The sequence below is a fragment of the Microbacterium sp. NPDC077184 genome (assembly GCF_040687055.1).
In the GTDB taxonomy this organism is placed as follows: Bacteria; Actinomycetota; Actinomycetes; order Actinomycetales; family Microbacteriaceae; genus Microbacterium.
On the sequence record NZ_JBFBMM010000001.1, the window covers coordinates 83,398 to 98,456 of the forward strand.

The 15,059-nt window shown below is 69.2% G+C and carries 14 protein-coding genes, 2 tRNA genes and 1 pseudogene; 9 read left to right on the forward strand and 8 right to left on the reverse strand.

Going from position 1 to position 15,059, the window contains the following annotated elements:
- Positions 1-7: 7 nt before the first annotated feature.
- The 4 genes and pseudogenes from AB0O93_RS00335 to AB0O93_RS00350 all read right to left on the reverse strand — a co-directional run bounded on the left by AB0O93_RS00335 (position 8) and on the right by AB0O93_RS00350 (position 5,024).
- Complete coding sequence (locus AB0O93_RS00335) at positions 8-1,297, reverse strand: MFS transporter (protein WP_363339433.1); 1,290 nt, start codon at positions 1,295-1,297, stop codon at positions 8-10.
- 54 nt (positions 1,298-1,351) lie between these two features.
- A pseudogene (locus tag AB0O93_RS00340) lies at positions 1,352-2,337 on the reverse strand (MsnO8 family LLM class oxidoreductase).
- Positions 2,338-2,417: 80 nt separating this feature from the next.
- The gene (locus AB0O93_RS00345; protein ID WP_363339435.1) at positions 2,418-3,770 is read right to left on the reverse strand and encodes a deoxyribodipyrimidine photo-lyase; all 1,353 of its coding nucleotides are present in this window, start codon (positions 3,768-3,770) and stop codon (positions 2,418-2,420) included.
- Positions 3,771-3,875: 105 nt separating this feature from the next.
- A complete protein-coding gene (locus AB0O93_RS00350) occupies positions 3,876-5,024 on the reverse strand; it encodes a diacylglycerol kinase family protein (protein ID WP_363339437.1) in 1,149 nt (382 codons plus the stop codon).
- A 62-nt stretch (positions 5,025-5,086) separates the two neighbouring features.
- Between AB0O93_RS00350 and serS the strand changes: the two genes are divergently transcribed.
- The 6 genes from serS to AB0O93_RS00380 all read left to right on the forward strand — a co-directional run bounded on the left by serS (position 5,087) and on the right by AB0O93_RS00380 (position 10,371).
- Positions 5,087-6,367, forward strand: a complete 1,281-nt coding sequence (serS, locus tag AB0O93_RS00355; RefSeq protein WP_363339439.1) for a serine--tRNA ligase — start codon at positions 5,087-5,089, stop codon at positions 6,365-6,367.
- The gene (locus tag AB0O93_RS00360; RefSeq protein WP_363339441.1) at positions 6,364-7,272 is read left to right on the forward strand and encodes an HAD family hydrolase; all 909 of its coding nucleotides are present in this window, start codon (positions 6,364-6,366) and stop codon (positions 7,270-7,272) included. Before serS ends, AB0O93_RS00360 begins: the two co-directional genes overlap by 4 nt.
- A gap of 134 nt (positions 7,273-7,406) precedes the next feature.
- Positions 7,407-7,491 (forward strand) — tRNA-Ser (locus tag AB0O93_RS00365).
- A 59-nt stretch (positions 7,492-7,550) separates the two neighbouring features.
- Positions 7,551-8,879: an LCP family protein gene (locus AB0O93_RS00370; protein WP_363339443.1), complete on the forward strand. Its 1,329-nt coding sequence runs from the start codon at positions 7,551-7,553 to the stop codon at positions 8,877-8,879.
- The gene (locus tag AB0O93_RS00375; protein ID WP_363339445.1) at positions 8,876-10,207 is read left to right on the forward strand and encodes an LCP family protein; all 1,332 of its coding nucleotides are present in this window, start codon (positions 8,876-8,878) and stop codon (positions 10,205-10,207) included. Before AB0O93_RS00370 ends, AB0O93_RS00375 begins: the two co-directional genes overlap by 4 nt.
- Positions 10,208-10,282: 75 nt before the next feature.
- Positions 10,283-10,371 (forward strand) — tRNA-Ser (locus AB0O93_RS00380).
- Positions 10,372-10,780: 409 nt separating this feature from the next.
- Here the strand turns inward: AB0O93_RS00380 and AB0O93_RS00385 are convergent.
- The 3 genes from AB0O93_RS00385 to AB0O93_RS00395 all read right to left on the reverse strand — a co-directional run bounded on the left by AB0O93_RS00385 (position 10,781) and on the right by AB0O93_RS00395 (position 12,544).
- Positions 10,781-11,158: a hypothetical protein gene (locus tag AB0O93_RS00385; protein WP_363339447.1), complete on the reverse strand. Its 378-nt coding sequence runs from the start codon at positions 11,156-11,158 to the stop codon at positions 10,781-10,783.
- A 127-nt stretch (positions 11,159-11,285) separates the two neighbouring features.
- The gene (locus tag AB0O93_RS00390) at positions 11,286-11,930 is read right to left on the reverse strand and encodes a hypothetical protein (RefSeq protein WP_363339449.1); all 645 of its coding nucleotides are present in this window, start codon (positions 11,928-11,930) and stop codon (positions 11,286-11,288) included.
- 71 nt (positions 11,931-12,001) lie between these two features.
- The gene (locus AB0O93_RS00395; RefSeq protein WP_363339451.1) at positions 12,002-12,544 is read right to left on the reverse strand and encodes a hypothetical protein; all 543 of its coding nucleotides are present in this window, start codon (positions 12,542-12,544) and stop codon (positions 12,002-12,004) included.
- Positions 12,545-12,720: 176 nt separating this feature from the next.
- On the opposite strand from AB0O93_RS00395, the gene AB0O93_RS00400 reads away from it, so the two are divergent.
- Genes AB0O93_RS00400 through AB0O93_RS00410 form a run of 3 tightly spaced genes read left to right on the forward strand, consistent with a single transcriptional unit; the run spans position 12,721 to position 14,224 of the window.
- Positions 12,721-13,176: a DUF2975 domain-containing protein gene (locus AB0O93_RS00400; protein WP_363339453.1), complete on the forward strand. Its 456-nt coding sequence runs from the start codon at positions 12,721-12,723 to the stop codon at positions 13,174-13,176.
- Positions 13,176-13,412: a helix-turn-helix transcriptional regulator gene (locus tag AB0O93_RS00405; protein WP_363339455.1), complete on the forward strand. Its 237-nt coding sequence runs from the start codon at positions 13,176-13,178 to the stop codon at positions 13,410-13,412. The genes AB0O93_RS00400 and AB0O93_RS00405 overlap by 1 nt, the downstream gene beginning before the upstream one ends.
- Positions 13,409-14,224, forward strand: coding sequence for a hypothetical protein (locus AB0O93_RS00410; RefSeq protein WP_363339457.1), 816 nt, complete (start codon positions 13,409-13,411; stop codon positions 14,222-14,224). The genes AB0O93_RS00405 and AB0O93_RS00410 overlap by 4 nt, the downstream gene beginning before the upstream one ends.
- Positions 14,225-14,349: 125 nt before the next feature.
- Here AB0O93_RS00410 and AB0O93_RS00415 read toward each other — a convergent pair whose 3' ends face one another.
- Positions 14,350-15,003 carry a hypothetical protein gene (locus AB0O93_RS00415; RefSeq protein ID WP_363339459.1) on the reverse strand — a complete coding sequence of 218 codons (654 nt, stop codon included), beginning with the start codon at positions 15,001-15,003 and terminating at the stop codon, positions 14,350-14,352.
- Between the last annotated feature and the right edge of the window lie 56 nt (positions 15,004-15,059).

Below are 15,059 nucleotides of genomic sequence, written 5' to 3' on the forward strand. Positions count from 1 at the left end.
CTTCGTCTCAGGCGCGGGATGCCGCGACCGGCGCATCGTCGAGGGCGGTCGCTGCGCCCCCGCGCATGACGATCGCGGCGCCGAGCGTCACGGCCACGAGCGCGGTGAGGTAGACGAGGAAGATCGTGTCGCCGCCGGCACGGATCGACGCGTGGTACGCCATCGGCGCCGTCCCGCCGAACAGGGAGTTCGCGATCGCGTATCCGAATCCCACGCCGAGCGCGCGGATCTCCGGTGGGAAGACCTCGGCCTTCGCGATGCCGTTGACCGACTGATAGCAGGTGAGCACGGCGTAGCCGCCGATGAGCATGGCCAGCACGAGCGCAGCATCCGCGATCTGCGCGAGACCGGTCAGCAGGGGAGCGCTGACGAGGATGCCGCCGATGCCGAACGCCACGAGGAGGGGCTTCCGTCCGATCCGGTCGCTGAGGGCTCCGCCGAGCGGCTGCAGGAGCATCAGCACGACGAGGGCGACCAGGACCAGAGCGGTCGCGGTGACCTCTCCGGCATCGCCGTGCGCGGTGACGAAGGTCTCCCGCACGATCGTCGGCACCGTCACGGTGTACGTGTAGAAGCAGATCGTTCCTCCGGCGGTGAGGAGGAACACCCACAGCGCCGGGCGCCAGTGCGTGCGCAGCAGCACACCCAGCGTGCCGGACGTCGCGCTCCGGCCGCGCGGGGCCCGCTCCACGCCGCGTGCCCACCACAGGGTGGCGAGCCCCGCGAGACCGGCGACCGCGAACGCCGCGCGCCAGCCCCACGTGGACACCGCCGCGCGGTCGCTGACGGCGAGCAGGAGGAGCAGGCCCGCCTGGGCGAGGACCAGACCGCCGATGATCGTCACGCTCTGGAAGGACGCGAAGAAACCCCGGCGTCCCGTCGTGCCCGACTCGCTGAGGAGCACGGTGGCCGCGGCGTACTCGCCGCCCGTGGCGAGCCCCTGGACCAGGCTCACCGCGACGAGGATGATCGCCGCCCCGGCGCCGAGCTGCGCGTAGGTCGGGGCGAACGCGAGGGCGCGCGACCCCAGGGACATCAGCGTGACCGCCGCGGCGAGGGCGAGCTGTCGACCGCGGGCGTCGGCGAGGCGGCCGAACACCCAGGAGCCGAGCGGGCGTACGAGGAAGGTCAGCGCGAAGATCGCGTAGACCCACACGAGCGAGTTCTCGTCCGAGGGAGCGAAGAACTCGGTCCGGAAGTACGGCGCGAAGGTCGCGTAGACGTACAGGTTGAACCACTGCGCGAGGTTCGGGATCGATCCGGCGAGGAGGGCCGCCACGGCGGCGCGACGCTGCATGATGCTCAGCGTAGGGCCGCGCGTCCGATCCGCAACGCGGGGCGCGAGGGTGGGTCAGGCCGCGACGGGTTCGCGCTGCATCAGCAGCTCCAGGGTCCGCAGCCGCGCGTCGGGCCGGTCCATCGGCTCCTCGCGGTCGGAACCCGCCACCGGCGAGATCATCACCTCGTCCACTCCCCAGCGGTCGGCGAAGGCGGCGAGGTCGGCCGTGACCTCCGTGGCGGTGCCGACGAACCACTTCGCGCGGAGTGCGTCCCAGATCGGCGCGGCGAGGCGGTCGGTCTTCTCCGCCTCGGCGGCCTCCTCGACGCTCTCGAGGGCGGTGAGGGGGCGGCCGGTGCGGAGGCGTGCCATCATGCGGGCCTGCGGGAGGGCGCGGGCGTCGGCCTCCTCCGCGGTGTCGGCCACCACGGCGTTGGCGGTGAGGAAGGTCCGCGCGGCGGGGTTCTCCTCGTTCGGGACGAAACCGGTGCGGTACAGGTCGAGGCCAGCTGCGCCGAGTAGTCGCTCGAGCCGAGGAGCCACACCTCGGGGACCGAGGACGCCGCCGGCGTCGCGGTGACCTCGTACGTGCCGCCGCTGGTGAAGCGGAGGCTCGCGCCGTCGCGCGAGACGAGCGAGCGGATGTCGCGCACGTGGTCGGGGAAGCGTTCGACGTCGCTCGTCGTGCCCGACTGGCGCAGCAGCTGGGTGATCACCGGGTCGCTGCCGGGGGCGCGGCCGAGGCCGAGGTCGACCCGGCCGGGCGCGAGCGCCTCGAGTGCGGCGAACTGCTCGGCGACGACCAGCGGCGCGTGGTTGGGGAGCATCACACCGCCCGAACCGACGCGGATGCGTCTCGTGCGGGCCGCCGCGGCGGCGATCAGCACGGGCGGCGTCGTCGAGGCGACGGCCGGCATGTTGTGGTGCTCGGCGAACCAGTAGCGCCGCATCCCGAGCGCGTCCGCGCGGGCGGCGAGGGTCAGCGAGGACGCCACCGCCTCCGCACTCGTCTGTCCCGTGCGCACCGGCACGAGGTCGAGGATCGACAGGGCCGGCATCCGCTGTTGCGTGTTCGACTCGCTCACCCCGATGCCAACCGGTCGCACCCGCGGCGCATTCCCCGCCGTCGAGCGCGCCCTCAGCGCGACGCGCGCTTGACTTTCTCGTAGGCGTCCAGAGCGGCGTTCCGCGAGGACTTGAGATCGACGATCGGCTCGGGTGCGTCGCCGTCGAGGTGCTCGGGGGCCCACCGGCGGACGTATTCGTCGTGCTTGTCGAACTTCTCGCGTTGGAGCTCGGGGTTGAAGATACGGAAGTAGGGCGCCGCGTCCGCGCCGGATCCGGCGACCCACTGCCAGCTGAAGGGGTTTGACGCCTCATCGGCGTCGACGAGGCAGTCCCAGAACCACTCCTCGCCGCGGCGCCAGTCGATCATGAGGTTCTTGATGAGGAAGGATGCCGTGACCATGCGCACGCGGTTGTGCATGATGCCCGACTGCCAGAGCTCCTTCATCCCCGCGTCCACGAGCGCGACGCCGGTCTCGCCCCGCTGCCACGCCTCGAGGTGGGTGGGCTTCAGTCGCGGCCAGGGGAACGCATCGAACTCGGGACGGAGGTTCTTCGTCGCGAGTTTCGGGAAGTGGTAGAGCGTGTGCCACGCGAACTCGCGCCAGCCCACCTCGGAGAGGAACTTCGCCCCGCCGCCGGTCTCGACCGTCTCGTGCCAGATCGTGTAGGGGCTGATCTCGCCCCAGCGCAGGCGCGGCGACAGGCGCGAGGTGACGTCCCGGGCCGGTTCGTCGCGGCCCCGGTCGTAGTCGTCGAGGTCGTCGCGGAGGAACTCCCGCAGGCGCGCCCGCGCCGCCGGTTCGCCCGGCTCCCACGTCTCGCGGAGGCCGCCGGCCCAGTCGGGCCGGGTCGGGAGGAGTGCCCAGTCGTCCAGGTCGTCCGAGTCGACGCGTCTGCCGGGGCCGGCGAGCTCGCGTGGTTCAGGGAGCGGTGCGCGCGGCGACGGCAGCGCCCGGCAGGCCTTCCAGAACGGGGTGAACACCGAGAAGTGCGTGCCGGATCCCGTGGTCACGGTCCACGGCTCGAAGAGGAGCGAGGCCGCGAACGACGAGACCTCGATGCCGTCGTCGCGGAGCGAGGCCTTGAGATCGGCGTCGACCGCGCGTCCGGGTCCCCCGTACCGGCGGTTCCAGAACACCGCGCCCGCGCCGGTGTCGGCCACCAGCTGCGGCAGGACGTCACCGGCCGCACCTCGCCGCAGGACGAGCTGCCCGCCCCGCTCCGCGATGCGCTCGCCAAGCGAGACCAGCGAATGGTGCAGCCACCAGCGCGCCGCACCGCCGAGCGGCCGCATGTCGGGGCTCTCCTCGTCGAGGAGGTACAGCGCGATGATCGGCTCATCGCGGCCCATCGCCGCGCGCACGGCCGGATTGTCGGCGAGGCGCAGATCGTCGCGGAACCACACGATGCTGGGGCTGCTCATGCGACCATCCTGGCGCGGCCGGGACGCCTCGGGGCGGTCTCGGCGAACCGCGCCGCGATGCGTATACTTCCCGCCTGGACGCGCGGACGCCGTCGGGGCGTCGGCTCAGAGAGGGCGGGTGTCGTGTCCGCGCGGGACCGCGACGAGGAGTCCGCCGGCATCCACTCGTGTCGCGATGTCGATGACCTCGCCGAACTCGTCGCCGTCGAGCTGCACGGGGTGCGGCTCGGCCATCCCCACCTCGGCGCCGGTGCCGCGGGCATAGCGGACGGCGTTGTCCTTCGTGCGGAGGGCCAGGACCCGGCGTCCGGCGCGGAAGCGGCGGAGGAAGCTGTTGTCCCACGCGACGCGGCGCCACACGAAGATCCAGCCGAGCGCCCCCTTCGGCTGGAACATCACGATGTCGAGCTGTCCGTCGGTGAGCGAGGCCTCCGGGATGAGCTCGAGTCCCGCCGGCAGCGACCCGCAGTTGGCGAAGAGCACGCTGTGCACGCGCGCCGAGTGCAGGCGATGGCCGGTGATCTCGTACATGACGCGGAACGGCTTCGCGTTCGCGAGTGACCGTGCCGCGCCGTCGACGTAGGCGACCCATCCGACGCTCTTCTTCAGCGCCGGATTGGTGTTGGCGATCATCGCGGCATCGAGTCCGACCCCGCCCATCACGACGAAGGCGTGGTCGGCGCGCGTGCCGTCGGGACGCGTGAGCGTCGCCCAGCCGATGTCCATCGCCAGGCGGTCGCCGTCGAACGTCGACCGGATCATGCGGTCGCGGTCCATCAGTGGGAGGCGGAGATTCCTGGCGAGGAGGTTGCCCGTGCCGCTCGGGACGATCGTCAGCGGCACTCCGGAGCCGCTCATCGCTTCGGCCACCGCCCGGACAGTACCGTCGCCGCCGGCGACGAGCACGGCATCCGCGCCTTTCTCCAGCGCCTCGCGGGTGACGTCGTCGCCGAGGTCGTCGACGGTCGTCTCGTAGAAGAGCGGCTCCGCCCACCCGGCGTCCTTCGCCGCCGTCTGCACGGCGCGGCGGAGGCCGTCCGCCTCGACCTTCGTCGGGTTGTAGACGAGCGCCGCGACCTTGCCGGCCCGGTCGCCACCGGACATCTCGGCGGTGCGCCCCTCGGCGTCCACCCGGCGCGCTTCGCCGTCGGCGTCGCCCGTCGTGTCGGGGGCGACATCCTCGGGTTCGCGGATGACGTCGTCGGGCGCCGCGGCGTCCTCCGGATCCGGCGCACCCGGGTGATCGGGGGTCATGCGTACACAATAGGCCCGCCCTCCGGGCTGCCCCGACGCGGGCGGTGACTAAGCTCGGAGGGGTGATCGATCTCACCCTCCTCCGCGACAACCCCGACCAGGTCAAGCGTTCGCAGGAGAAGCGCGGGCTCTCTCCGGACACCGTGGATGCCGCGCTCGCCGCCGACCACGACCGTCGCCGCGCGATCACGACGTTCGAAGAGCTCCGCGCCGAGCAGAATGCGCACGGCAAGCTCGTGGCGCGCGCCCCCAAAGACGAGAAGGCGGCGCTCGTGGCCCAGGCCAAGGAGCTGAGCGACCGCGTGAAGGCGGCGCAGCACGCCGTCGGCGAGGCCGAGCTCGCCGCCGAGGAGGCGCTCGCCGCGATCGAGAACCTCGTCATCGATGACGTTCCCGCCGGCGGCGAAGCCGACTTCGTCACTCTCCGCACGCACGGAGAGCCGGCGTCCTTCGACTTCGAGCCGCGCGACCACCTCGCCCTCGGCGAGATGCTGGGCGCCATCGACATGGAGCGCGGCACGAAGGTCTCCGGCAGCCGCTTCTACTTCCTCACCGGCGTCGGCGCGCGCCTCGAGTACGCCCTGATGTCGCTGGCGATGCAGCGGGCGCTGGACGCCGGGTTCATCCCGATGATCCCGCCGACCCTCGTGCGTCCCGAGGTGATGCGGGGCACCGGGTTCCTCGGTCAGCACGCCGCGGAGATCTACCACCTCCCCGAAGACGACCTCTACCTCGTCGGGACCAGCGAGGTGCCCCTCGCGGGGTACCACATGGGCGAGATCCTCGACCTCGCCGCCGGCGCCAAGCGCTACGCCGGCTGGTCGACCTGCTACCGCCGCGAGGCGGGTTCGTACGGCAAGGACACGCGGGGCATCATCCGCGTGCACCAGTTCAACAAGCTCGAGATGTTCGTCTACACGACTCCGGAGGATGCCGAGGCCGAGCACCTCCGGCTCGTCGCCCTCCAGGAGCAGATGTTGCAGGACCTCGGGCTCGGCTACCGCGTCATCGACGTCGCCGCCGGCGATCTCGGCTCCAGCGCCGCGCGGAAGTACGACATCGAGGCGTGGGTGCCCACGCAGGGGGCGTACCGCGAGCTCACCTCGACCTCCAACTGCACCACCTACCAGGCGCGTCGGCTCGACATCCGTCACCGCCCGGCCGCGGAGGACGGCGGCACCGGGCGCACCCAGCACGTCGCGACCCTAAACGGCACGCTCGCCACCACGCGCTGGATCGTGGCGATCCTCGAGACGCACCAGCGCGAGGACGGGTCGGTCGTCGTGCCGGAGGTGCTCCGCCCCTACCTCGGCGGCCTCGAGGTGCTGGAGCCGACCGCATGAGCGAGGCGCACCTGCCGCCCACGGGCGAGGTGAAGGTCGTGGGGGCCAAGAAGGCGGCGAAGCTCGTCGAGCGCGTCGCCCGCGAGACCGAGGACCCCGCGGTCCCCACCGAGCGTCTCCTCATCGCCCTCGACATCGACGGCACCCTGATCCTCGAGGACGAGTCGTTGAGCCCGGGCGTCGTGGATGCCGTCGCGCACGCCGACCGCGCGGGCCACGAGGTCATGATCGCGACGGGTCGCAGCTGGGAGGCCACGCGCGGCATCCTGCGCGTTCTCGGACTCGCCCCCGAGTACGTCGTCTGCTCGAACGGTGCCGTGGTGCTCCGGAGAGAGGATGCCGACGATCTGCTCTACGAGCGCTGGCACGTCGAAACCTTCGACCCGCGCGAGGTGCTCGCCGACCTTCGCGTCCACCTGCCGGACGCGCGGTACCTCGTCGAACTGCCGAACGGCGACCGCCTCTACACCGAGTACCTCGACGACTGGAACCTCATCGAGGCGCGGCGTGTGGCCTTCGACGAGCTCGGCGATCAGCCGGTCTGCCGTGTCGTGGTCGTCTCGCCGGAACAGCAGGAAGAGGACTTCGTCGACCTCGTCTCGCGCATCGGGCTGAGCCAGGTGTCGTACTCGGTCGGCTGGACGGCGTGGCTCGACATCGCCCCCCAGGGCGTCGACAAGAGCACCGCGCTCGAACTCGTCCGCACCGAGCTCGGCATCGACCCGCCGCACGTGCTGGTGATCGGCGACGGGCGCAACGACGTCGGGATGATGCGCTGGGCCGTGCAGAACGGGGGCCGCGCCGTCGCCATGAAGCAGGGGCCGCCCGAGGTGCACGAGGCGGCGGGGGAGATCACCCTCTCCGTCCACGAGGGCGGCGTCGCCGCCGTCCTGCACCGGCTCTGAGCAGGACGGCCCTCGCTCCGGCGCCGCGGGGTGTCTCAGCCCGTCCTCAGGCGCGCACTGGAACAATGAGGCGACCGAGCGGTCGGCTAGACTCGACGCCGTTCGACAGGACGCCGGGACCCGGCATCCGGTCGGGAGGGTTGTCCGAGCGGCCGATGGACCTGGTCTTGAAAACCAGTGGGCAGCAATGTCCCGTGGGTTCGAATCCCACACCCTCCGCAGAAGGTGCCGGATGATCCCGGGGCGGAGTACGACGAGATCCACCCGAGAGGACCCGAGTGAGCGAGAACTCCCAGCCCTCGTCTCGGCGTCCGGCGTCGGGGCGTCGCACCGTCGCCCGGCACGGAGAGTTGCGCTCGCCGCATCCGTTCGCCTCGCTCATGAAGATCGTCGGCATCATGCTGGCCGTCGTCCTCGTCTCGGGTGCGGGCATCGCCGCGTACGCCGTCACCGACATCGCCGCGGGCTTCGCCGATGAGGCCGTCGAGCTGGAGGGTCAGGACACCGTTCCGCCCGACATCGGAGCGATCGAGGGCGGCGTGAACGTGTTCCTCGCCGGAACCGACGCGTGCGAGCCCGAGTACGCGCAGTTCTTCGGCGATCGCTGCTCCGGAGCGGATTCCGAGGGCGAGCTCAACGACGTCAACATGCTCGTCCACATCTCCGACGAGCCGCGTCGGGTCACCGTCGTCTCGTTCCCCCGCGATCTCATGGTCGAGATCCCCTCCTGCACGCGTGAGGACGGCAGCGAGTCGTCGCCGCAGAGCTACGCACCGATCAACTCCGCCTTCTCGATCGGGGGGCTGTCGTGCGTCGTGAAGACGGTCTCGCAGCTCAGCGGACAGAACATCCCCTTCGCGGCGAAGGTCACGTGGGGCGGCGTCATCGAGATCACCGACGCCGTCGGCGGCGTCGAGGTGTGCCTGGCCTCCGGCATCCGCGATTACAACACCGGCATCGACTGGCCCGCGGGCAACCGCACGATCCAGGGCCTGGAGGCTCTGCAGTTCCTCCGCACCCGCTACGGCGTCGGTGACGGATCCGACCTCGGGCGCATCTCGAACCAGCAGCAGTACATGTCGCGCCTCGCGCGCAAGCTCATCAGCGGCGAGGTCCTCTCCGATCCCGCGACGCTCTACCGCCTCGCGACGACGACCGTCGACAACGTCACTCCCAGCCAGAGCCTCACGAACCCGCTGACCCTCGTGCAGATCGCGCTCGCCGTCCGCGACGTGCCCTTCGACGAGATCGTCTTCGTGCAGTACCCCGTCCTGACCGATCCGTTCGACCAGAACAAGGTCGTTCCCGATGAGGCGTCCGCATCGGTCCTGTGGGACGCGATCGCCGCGAACCAGCCGCTGACCCTCACCGGCGAAGCCGGCGCGAACGAGGGTGTCGTCGTGGTCGAGGACGGCGAGGCCGCATCGGAGGACGGGGGCGAGGCTGCACCCGAGGACGGCGGTGAGGTCGTCCCTGAAGAGGGCGGCGAGGCCGTCGAGCCGACTCCGGCGCCGACCGAGACGTCCGTCGCGCTCCCGTCGACCATCCCCGGTTCGACCGCGGCGCAGGAGACCTGCTCCAACGGCAACCTGCGCGGGTTCGGGTGACCGACGCGAAGCAGCCGGCGCCCCGCGCGGGGCGCGAAACCGTCGCGCGGCATGCCCGTGAGACGCGGCATCCGCTCATCCGTGCGCTGTCGGTGGTGGGCGTCGTCGTCGCCGTGCTCGCGACGAGCATCGCCGGCGTCGCCGCGTACACCGTGTGGGACACCGTCTCCGCCCTCGAGGACTCCTCCGTCGAGCTCGTCGGGAACGAGGTGCTCCCGCCGTCGATCGGTGAGATCGAGGGCGGTGTCAACGTCCTCCTCGTGGGATCGGATTCGTGCGAGGGGCAGGATCTCACCCTCTTCCCACGCTGCGCGAACAATGACGCCGAGGGCGAGCGCAACGACGTCACGATGCTCGTGCACATCTCGGACGAGCCGCGCCGGGTGACCGTCGTGTCGTTCCCCCGCGACATGATCGTGCCGATCCCCTCCTGCCCCGACGGTGAGGGCGGACAGTACTCGGCGATGTCGGCGCAGCCGCTGAACGCCTCGTACATGTACGGCGGGCTGCCGTGCACGGCCCTCACGATCGAGGAGCTGACCGGCGAGGAGATCCACTTCGCCGCCGCGATCCGCTGGACCGGCGTGATCGACATGTCGGATGCGATCGGCGGGGTCGACGTGTGCGTCGCCGGCGACATCTCCGACGTCCACACCGGTCTGTCCCTCAGCGAGGGGGGGCACACACTTCAGGGCGTGCAGGCGCTGCAGTTCCTCCGCATCCGCCACGGCATCGGCGACGGGTCCGATCTCGGCCGCATCTCGAACCAGCAGCAGTTCATGTCGTCGATGGTGCGCAAGCTGAAGTCGGATGCCGTCCTCGGCGACCCGCAGACGCTGCTGAGGTTCGCCACCACCGCGGTCGGCCTGACGCGGCAGGATCCGCCGCAGCTCGTGCTGAGCTCGGACCTCGCGAACCCCATGCGCATGGTGCAGATCGCCATGGCCGCCAAAGACGTGCCGTTCGAGGACATCGTCTTCGTGCAGTACCCCACCGAGTACGACGCCGATTTCGTCCACGTCCTGCCGGTGCGCGATGCCGCGGACGTGCTGTTCGCCGCGCTGCGCGAGAACCAGGCGGTCACCCTGACCGGCGAGGCCAGCCAGGGGTACGGCGTCGAGGTGCGCGGTGAGGTCGAGTCCGGCGAGGCGGCGGAGCCCGCGCCCGAGGGCGAGGGTGACGCAGGGACGGGCGAGACGGATGCCGCGCCCGAGGCGGAGGGCGAGGCCGGTGGAGAGGCCGCGGCCCCGACCGAGCGCGTCGAGCTGCCCTCCCAGATCGCCGGCACCACCGCCGCCGAGGTCACCTGCACCCGCCCCGAATCCTGACCAGCGCGGTTCGGCGGATGCGGCTTGTGCGGCTATGATTGCCAGGCGTGCTCGTCGGTTTTCCGCCGGGCGCCTGGAGACGTCGCATAGTCAGGCCTAGTGCACCACCCTGCTAAGGTGGAGTCCCCTCACGGGGACCGAGGGTTCAAATCCCTCCGTCTCCGCAGAAAAACCCCCGGTCGGCCGCGGTTTTCGCGTTTGTGTGAGCGGTGGAATGCAGACTAAATCACATGCTGTTTGCGCCAAGTGACCCCGCAGGTGACCCCCGATCGAACGCCACCTCTGCAGGGTTGCGTCAGGGTGGTGCACCGCAGCCGGCGGGCCGGATCTGGCGAGCTTGCGCTGATTCCGTGCTTCAACAAGATCGGGTCGTCCCAACCTCGTAGAGTGTTGCACTCTCAAAGGTGGGGGAGAGGTCCGTGGTGTCCGGCATTCGTTCCGAACCGCGCCCGATTACGGGGGCGTGAAGTGAGACATCAATCGCCCGGGCCTTGCGCACGCCGTTGAAGCATGCGGCGTCCGCGCTGCGGATCAGGCTTCTCGAGCGACCGTCTGACGGGCCCGTCGCGGGTACTAGCCTGCGAGGATCGTCTCGCGAAGCTCGTCTCCCGATGCGATGATCACGGCATCCTCGTCGAGTCCCTCCGGCAGCGCGTCAAGCATCGCCTGCGAAAAGACGATCGCGGGGTAGCCGACTGGCATGACCGCCCACTGCGCCGCGCGAGCGGCGTCGACCAGCAGGTCCCAAAGCCCGTCACCCTCAATGCGTGTGACCATCATCGAGTCGCCCTCAAGACCGTAGATCTCCGCTGAGCTTCCATCGCGCTCGATTCGCTCGGGAGTGAGCGCCGTTGGCCGCAGATAAGGTCCCAGTACGCGTCGCGCCTCGTCGCCACCACCGGTGGCGGCATCGCCGTCCTCGAAACGCTGGAAGTGGATGTCGAAGCTCATGCCGCAAGTACGGACGATCGAGCCCCGCACGCTGCGCCGTATACCGACCGGGTGCGTGCGCTGATGTACCCGCAGCGTCGGTTCGACCCAGATTGCCCCGGCCGGCGCGGATCGGCTCGCGTCGCCGTCACTCTCGCGCGTCGGCCGCTAGGAACTCGGGTCTGACTTCGGCGATGCCCTCGAGCTCCTTCTGCAGCAGTTGGACGAGTTCGATGCCGCGCGCCCGCCAGCCATCAGGGTTCGGGAGGGGCCGATCCTCACTGCGGTCCAGCCATTCCTCGTTCCAGTCGAACAGGTCGCGACTCAGCTGCGGCGTGATCGGCAGAGGCCCGTGGTCGAGACGGTACTCGTCGGTGAAGCTCTCCCACAGCGGCCATCCGCTCACCCACTCCGGGAAGACGCGGATCAGGCGAAGCCCGTTCGGAAGCAGCGGCGTCGACCCTGTCCTTCTCTTCGCCATGAGGTATCGGTCCTGCATCTGCCGGCGGAGCTTCCACTCTCTCGCGGTCACCGGGCGATGGTTGTAGTCCATCCCCGACAACCAGAGCAGACCTCGGCTACCGCGAGAGTCATCGTCGACGAGAGCCAGCGACCAGAGCAGCTCGTCGGACCTCGACAGCGCCCGCGCTGACTCCAGGGCGTCCTCTATGGTCGCGTCGTCGATGCCCAGCACGGCCGCCGCGTTCCCCGGGCCTTCGAACACGAAGACACGGAAGCGGGGATCGCTCCGCTCCCAGGTCGAATCCCTTTCGTCCACATACTCGCCGCGCATAGGCCCAACCTACGGAAGGACCACGCATCGATCGTTGATTGATGACCTGGCTGGCGGCGAGAGTTCTGCTGTCATCCGTCAAATTCCCACGGCTCTCGATACTGAGCGCCATCGCCGACCGCGTCCACGAGCTGTTGAGGACAGACGAGTCTGTCCTCGCCATAGTTGTGGGAGCGGAAGTTGTCCCACACGCTGTCAGCCGCGAAGTTCACCGAAAGCCGGTAGCAGGTGTAAACGGATGACGGCGTCGGCACAAACCATCCGCTTGCCCCGGAGTTGCGGTCCGGGCTGTGGCCGGAGGTCACGAACAGGTCGAACTCCACGACGGGGTCATCGAGTTCATCGGTACTTTCGGACACGTTGTAGAACACGGGCGCGCCGACGGCCGGGTCGATGAAGTCAGGACTCGAGACTCCGTCCCAGTAGTCCGCAACATCGCCGAGCGAGTCAACGAAGCTCTCCGGGCCAGAGCCTGCGAGGGCGGGGTCACCGATGACTCCGTAGACGACGTTCTCCTGCCGATCGAGCTGCAACCAGAGCGTGGAATCGAGTGGCGAGGGTGAGCATCCCGCGCACACGATCAGTGCGCCAGCGAGCGCGGCGCTCGCCACCACCCGCCACCTGTCAAGGAGCCTCAGTCCAGTTGTCATTTGTTCCCCCCCCCCCCCCCCGGCGATTCCCGTGGAACTGGCGGGCCACATCATCTCGTCATCGATGAGCGTACTATCGTTCTTCGATATCTGACTAGCGTTTAACGATAGGGGGACGGGTGCGCGCAACATTGATTCCGGTGACGAAGGTTCTCATCGTCGTCCTGTTTGCTGCGGTGGCGGCATGTCAGCTGTGGGTTGTGCCTCAGATCGCGGCCGCCGTGGCCCAGGCGGTGCCGGAGTATGCGGCGCTCGAGATGCCGGGCGTGCTGATGGTCGGGGCGTTGCTGCTGTGCGTGCAGGTGGTGCTCGTCTGCGTGTGGCGGCTGCTGACGCTCGCGGCACGCGAGACCATCTTCGACGAGGCCGCATTCCGGTGGGTGGATGCGATCATCGTGACCGTCGTGATCGCCGGGTTGCTCATCGCCGCCGGAATGGTCGTCATTGATCGGGCGCAGGCGGGTAGCCCGTTCGTCGCGCTCACTGGTCTCATCGCGCTGATCGCGGTCGCGGGGCTCGCGCTCGTGGTCGTGGTGATGCGGGGATTGCTGCGGCAGGCGACGGCGCTGCGGCAGGAGATGGCCGAGGTGGTGTGATGCCGATCGTGATCGACCTCGACGTCGAACTGGCGAAGAAGAAGATGAGCGTGTCTGAGCTCGCCGCTGCGATCGACATCACCCCCGTCAACGTGTCCGTGCTGAAGAACGGTCGCGCGAAGGCGGTGCGGTTCTCGACCCTGGACGCCATCTGCCGCGTACTCGAGTGCCAACCGGGCGACATCCTTCGATGGGTTCCCGACAACGCCGACACACGAGCGGACGCCACCGCGTGAATCACCCGGCCCGGATCGGGTTCCAGATCCTGAACGTCCTCGCCGCCGCCGCGGTCATCGTTGTCACGCTCGTCCTGTGCGGCGGGGCTCTGTTCTTTGCCGCGCTGACCGGGGATACGTCCTACCGCGACCCGAGGACCGCGGCGGGTTGGATACGTGTGATCGTCCAATCGACGAGCGACCTGCTCCTCCTGTCTGCGATCCTCGCCGTCGCACTCATCGTCGCGTGCACCATCGTTGTCGGCGCGGCGCTGCTGCGACGGAAGATGTGGATCATCATCGGCGGGGTCTGCAGCATCCTGATCGCTTTCGCGCAGATCGGAGTCGTCTCCGCGAGGAGCGAGGTCGACGATCTCGCGAACCGAGCGACGGCGGCCGTGGGTAGCGCCGTCGCGATCGAGTCTCCGCCGCTCGTTGAGCTCGCACCAGAGCCGATCACTGTTCAGGATGCACGAGACGAGATGACCCGGATGCTTCAAGCAACGCTCGCCGCCGCCGTGGCACCGGTCGCCGACGAGAACCATGATCCGATCACTGCCGACCAGGTAGAGATCCGCACCACGGCTTGCGGCGACGAGGGCGTTCGGATCGCGGCCGCACTGACGCTCACCACAGGCGACAACTCTGGTTCGCTAGCCGCGATCCTGGGCGCGTGGGACCGTGGCGGATACCTCCCCGATCGCGCCATGCAGGAAGACATCCGGTACAGCACCACCCTCCCGCTGGAACGAATGAGCATCCGAGACAAGACCACCATCGACGGACTTCTCCAGATCGGCATCAGCAGTACGTGCGCCGTGGCCGACCAATGACGAAGAACCGGGCCCGTCATCCCCTAAGCACGGCAAGGAGCCCTCTCCGCGCAATGCCCGAACGGGGATCCGAATCGTCCATGCGCTTGCTCGTGGCCTGTTGAGTGAGGCCGGGAGCGCTCCCCCTAGTCCTCTTCTCCGGGGAGTTTCGTCGCGTATGGGGCGGGGAGGCGGGCGCCGTTGAACGGCACGAACCATGAGGCGAAGTCGAGGTTCACGGCGCCGTGGCACGGATCGGGTTCGTCCTCGAACCCGTCGAGCTTGGCGGAGTAGAGCAGCTCGAAGTCTCGGTCCTCGAAGAGCACGTCTGCGAGGTGGTCCATGAAGTCGAAGCGGAGCTCGATCTCGTACGTTTCCTGCGGGACGACGAGGTGTTCGAGCAGGATGTGAGCGGCCAGTTCGTGCGCAACGGACGCGGGTTCGATCCAGCCGTTCGTGAGTGCTGCGGTGACGTCAGTCATCGCGATGAGGAACTTCTTCGCAAAGAGGTTGTCGTAGTAGCGCCCGTATCTCGCGGGGAGGTCGCTGATGACGAAGGTGTCCTCCCACGCGTCCGGGTCACCCGAGCGAGCTGACAGTGTGGCGACGTCCTGAAACAAGTCGTCGATGACGATGACGCTCGTATGCCAGAGCAGACCCTTTACGATCCACCACTCACGGAGGTAGTCACCACGATCGTCGGCGGTCATCTCCGGGTCGTGGTCCTGTGCGACCCACTCGAGCCCGCGGATGAAGTCGCTGCCCCTCGTCACGAACGCCAACGAATCTTCCTCGCCCATGGCGCGAGCCTACCGACTGCACTCGCGCACCCAGTTCGTCCGGACTGGCAATCTTG

Bases quoted from the DNA above. Each gene is read 5' to 3' on its own strand.
- AB0O93_RS00390 (WP_363339449.1), bottom strand. From the start codon at position 11,930: ATGCGCGGCGAGTATGTGGACGAAAGGGATTCGACCTGGGAGCGGAGC.
- AB0O93_RS00335 (WP_363339433.1), bottom strand. From the start codon at position 1,297: ATGCAGCGTCGCGCCGCCGTGGCGGCCCTCCTCGCCGGATCGATCCCG.
- AB0O93_RS00345 (WP_363339435.1), bottom strand. From the start codon at position 3,770: ATGAGCAGCCCCAGCATCGTGTGGTTCCGCGACGATCTGCGCCTCGCC.
- AB0O93_RS00405 (WP_363339455.1), top strand. From the start codon at position 13,176: ATGCCGATCGTGATCGACCTCGACGTCGAACTGGCGAAGAAGAAGATG.
- AB0O93_RS00415 (WP_363339459.1), bottom strand. From the start codon at position 15,003: ATGGGCGAGGAAGATTCGTTGGCGTTCGTGACGAGGGGCAGCGACTTC.
- AB0O93_RS00350 (WP_363339437.1), bottom strand. From the start codon at position 5,024: ATGACCCCCGATCACCCGGGTGCGCCGGATCCGGAGGACGCCGCGGCG.
- AB0O93_RS00360 (WP_363339441.1), top strand. From the start codon at position 6,364: ATGAGCGAGGCGCACCTGCCGCCCACGGGCGAGGTGAAGGTCGTGGGG.
- AB0O93_RS00385 (WP_363339447.1), bottom strand. From the start codon at position 11,158: ATGAGCTTCGACATCCACTTCCAGCGTTTCGAGGACGGCGATGCCGCC.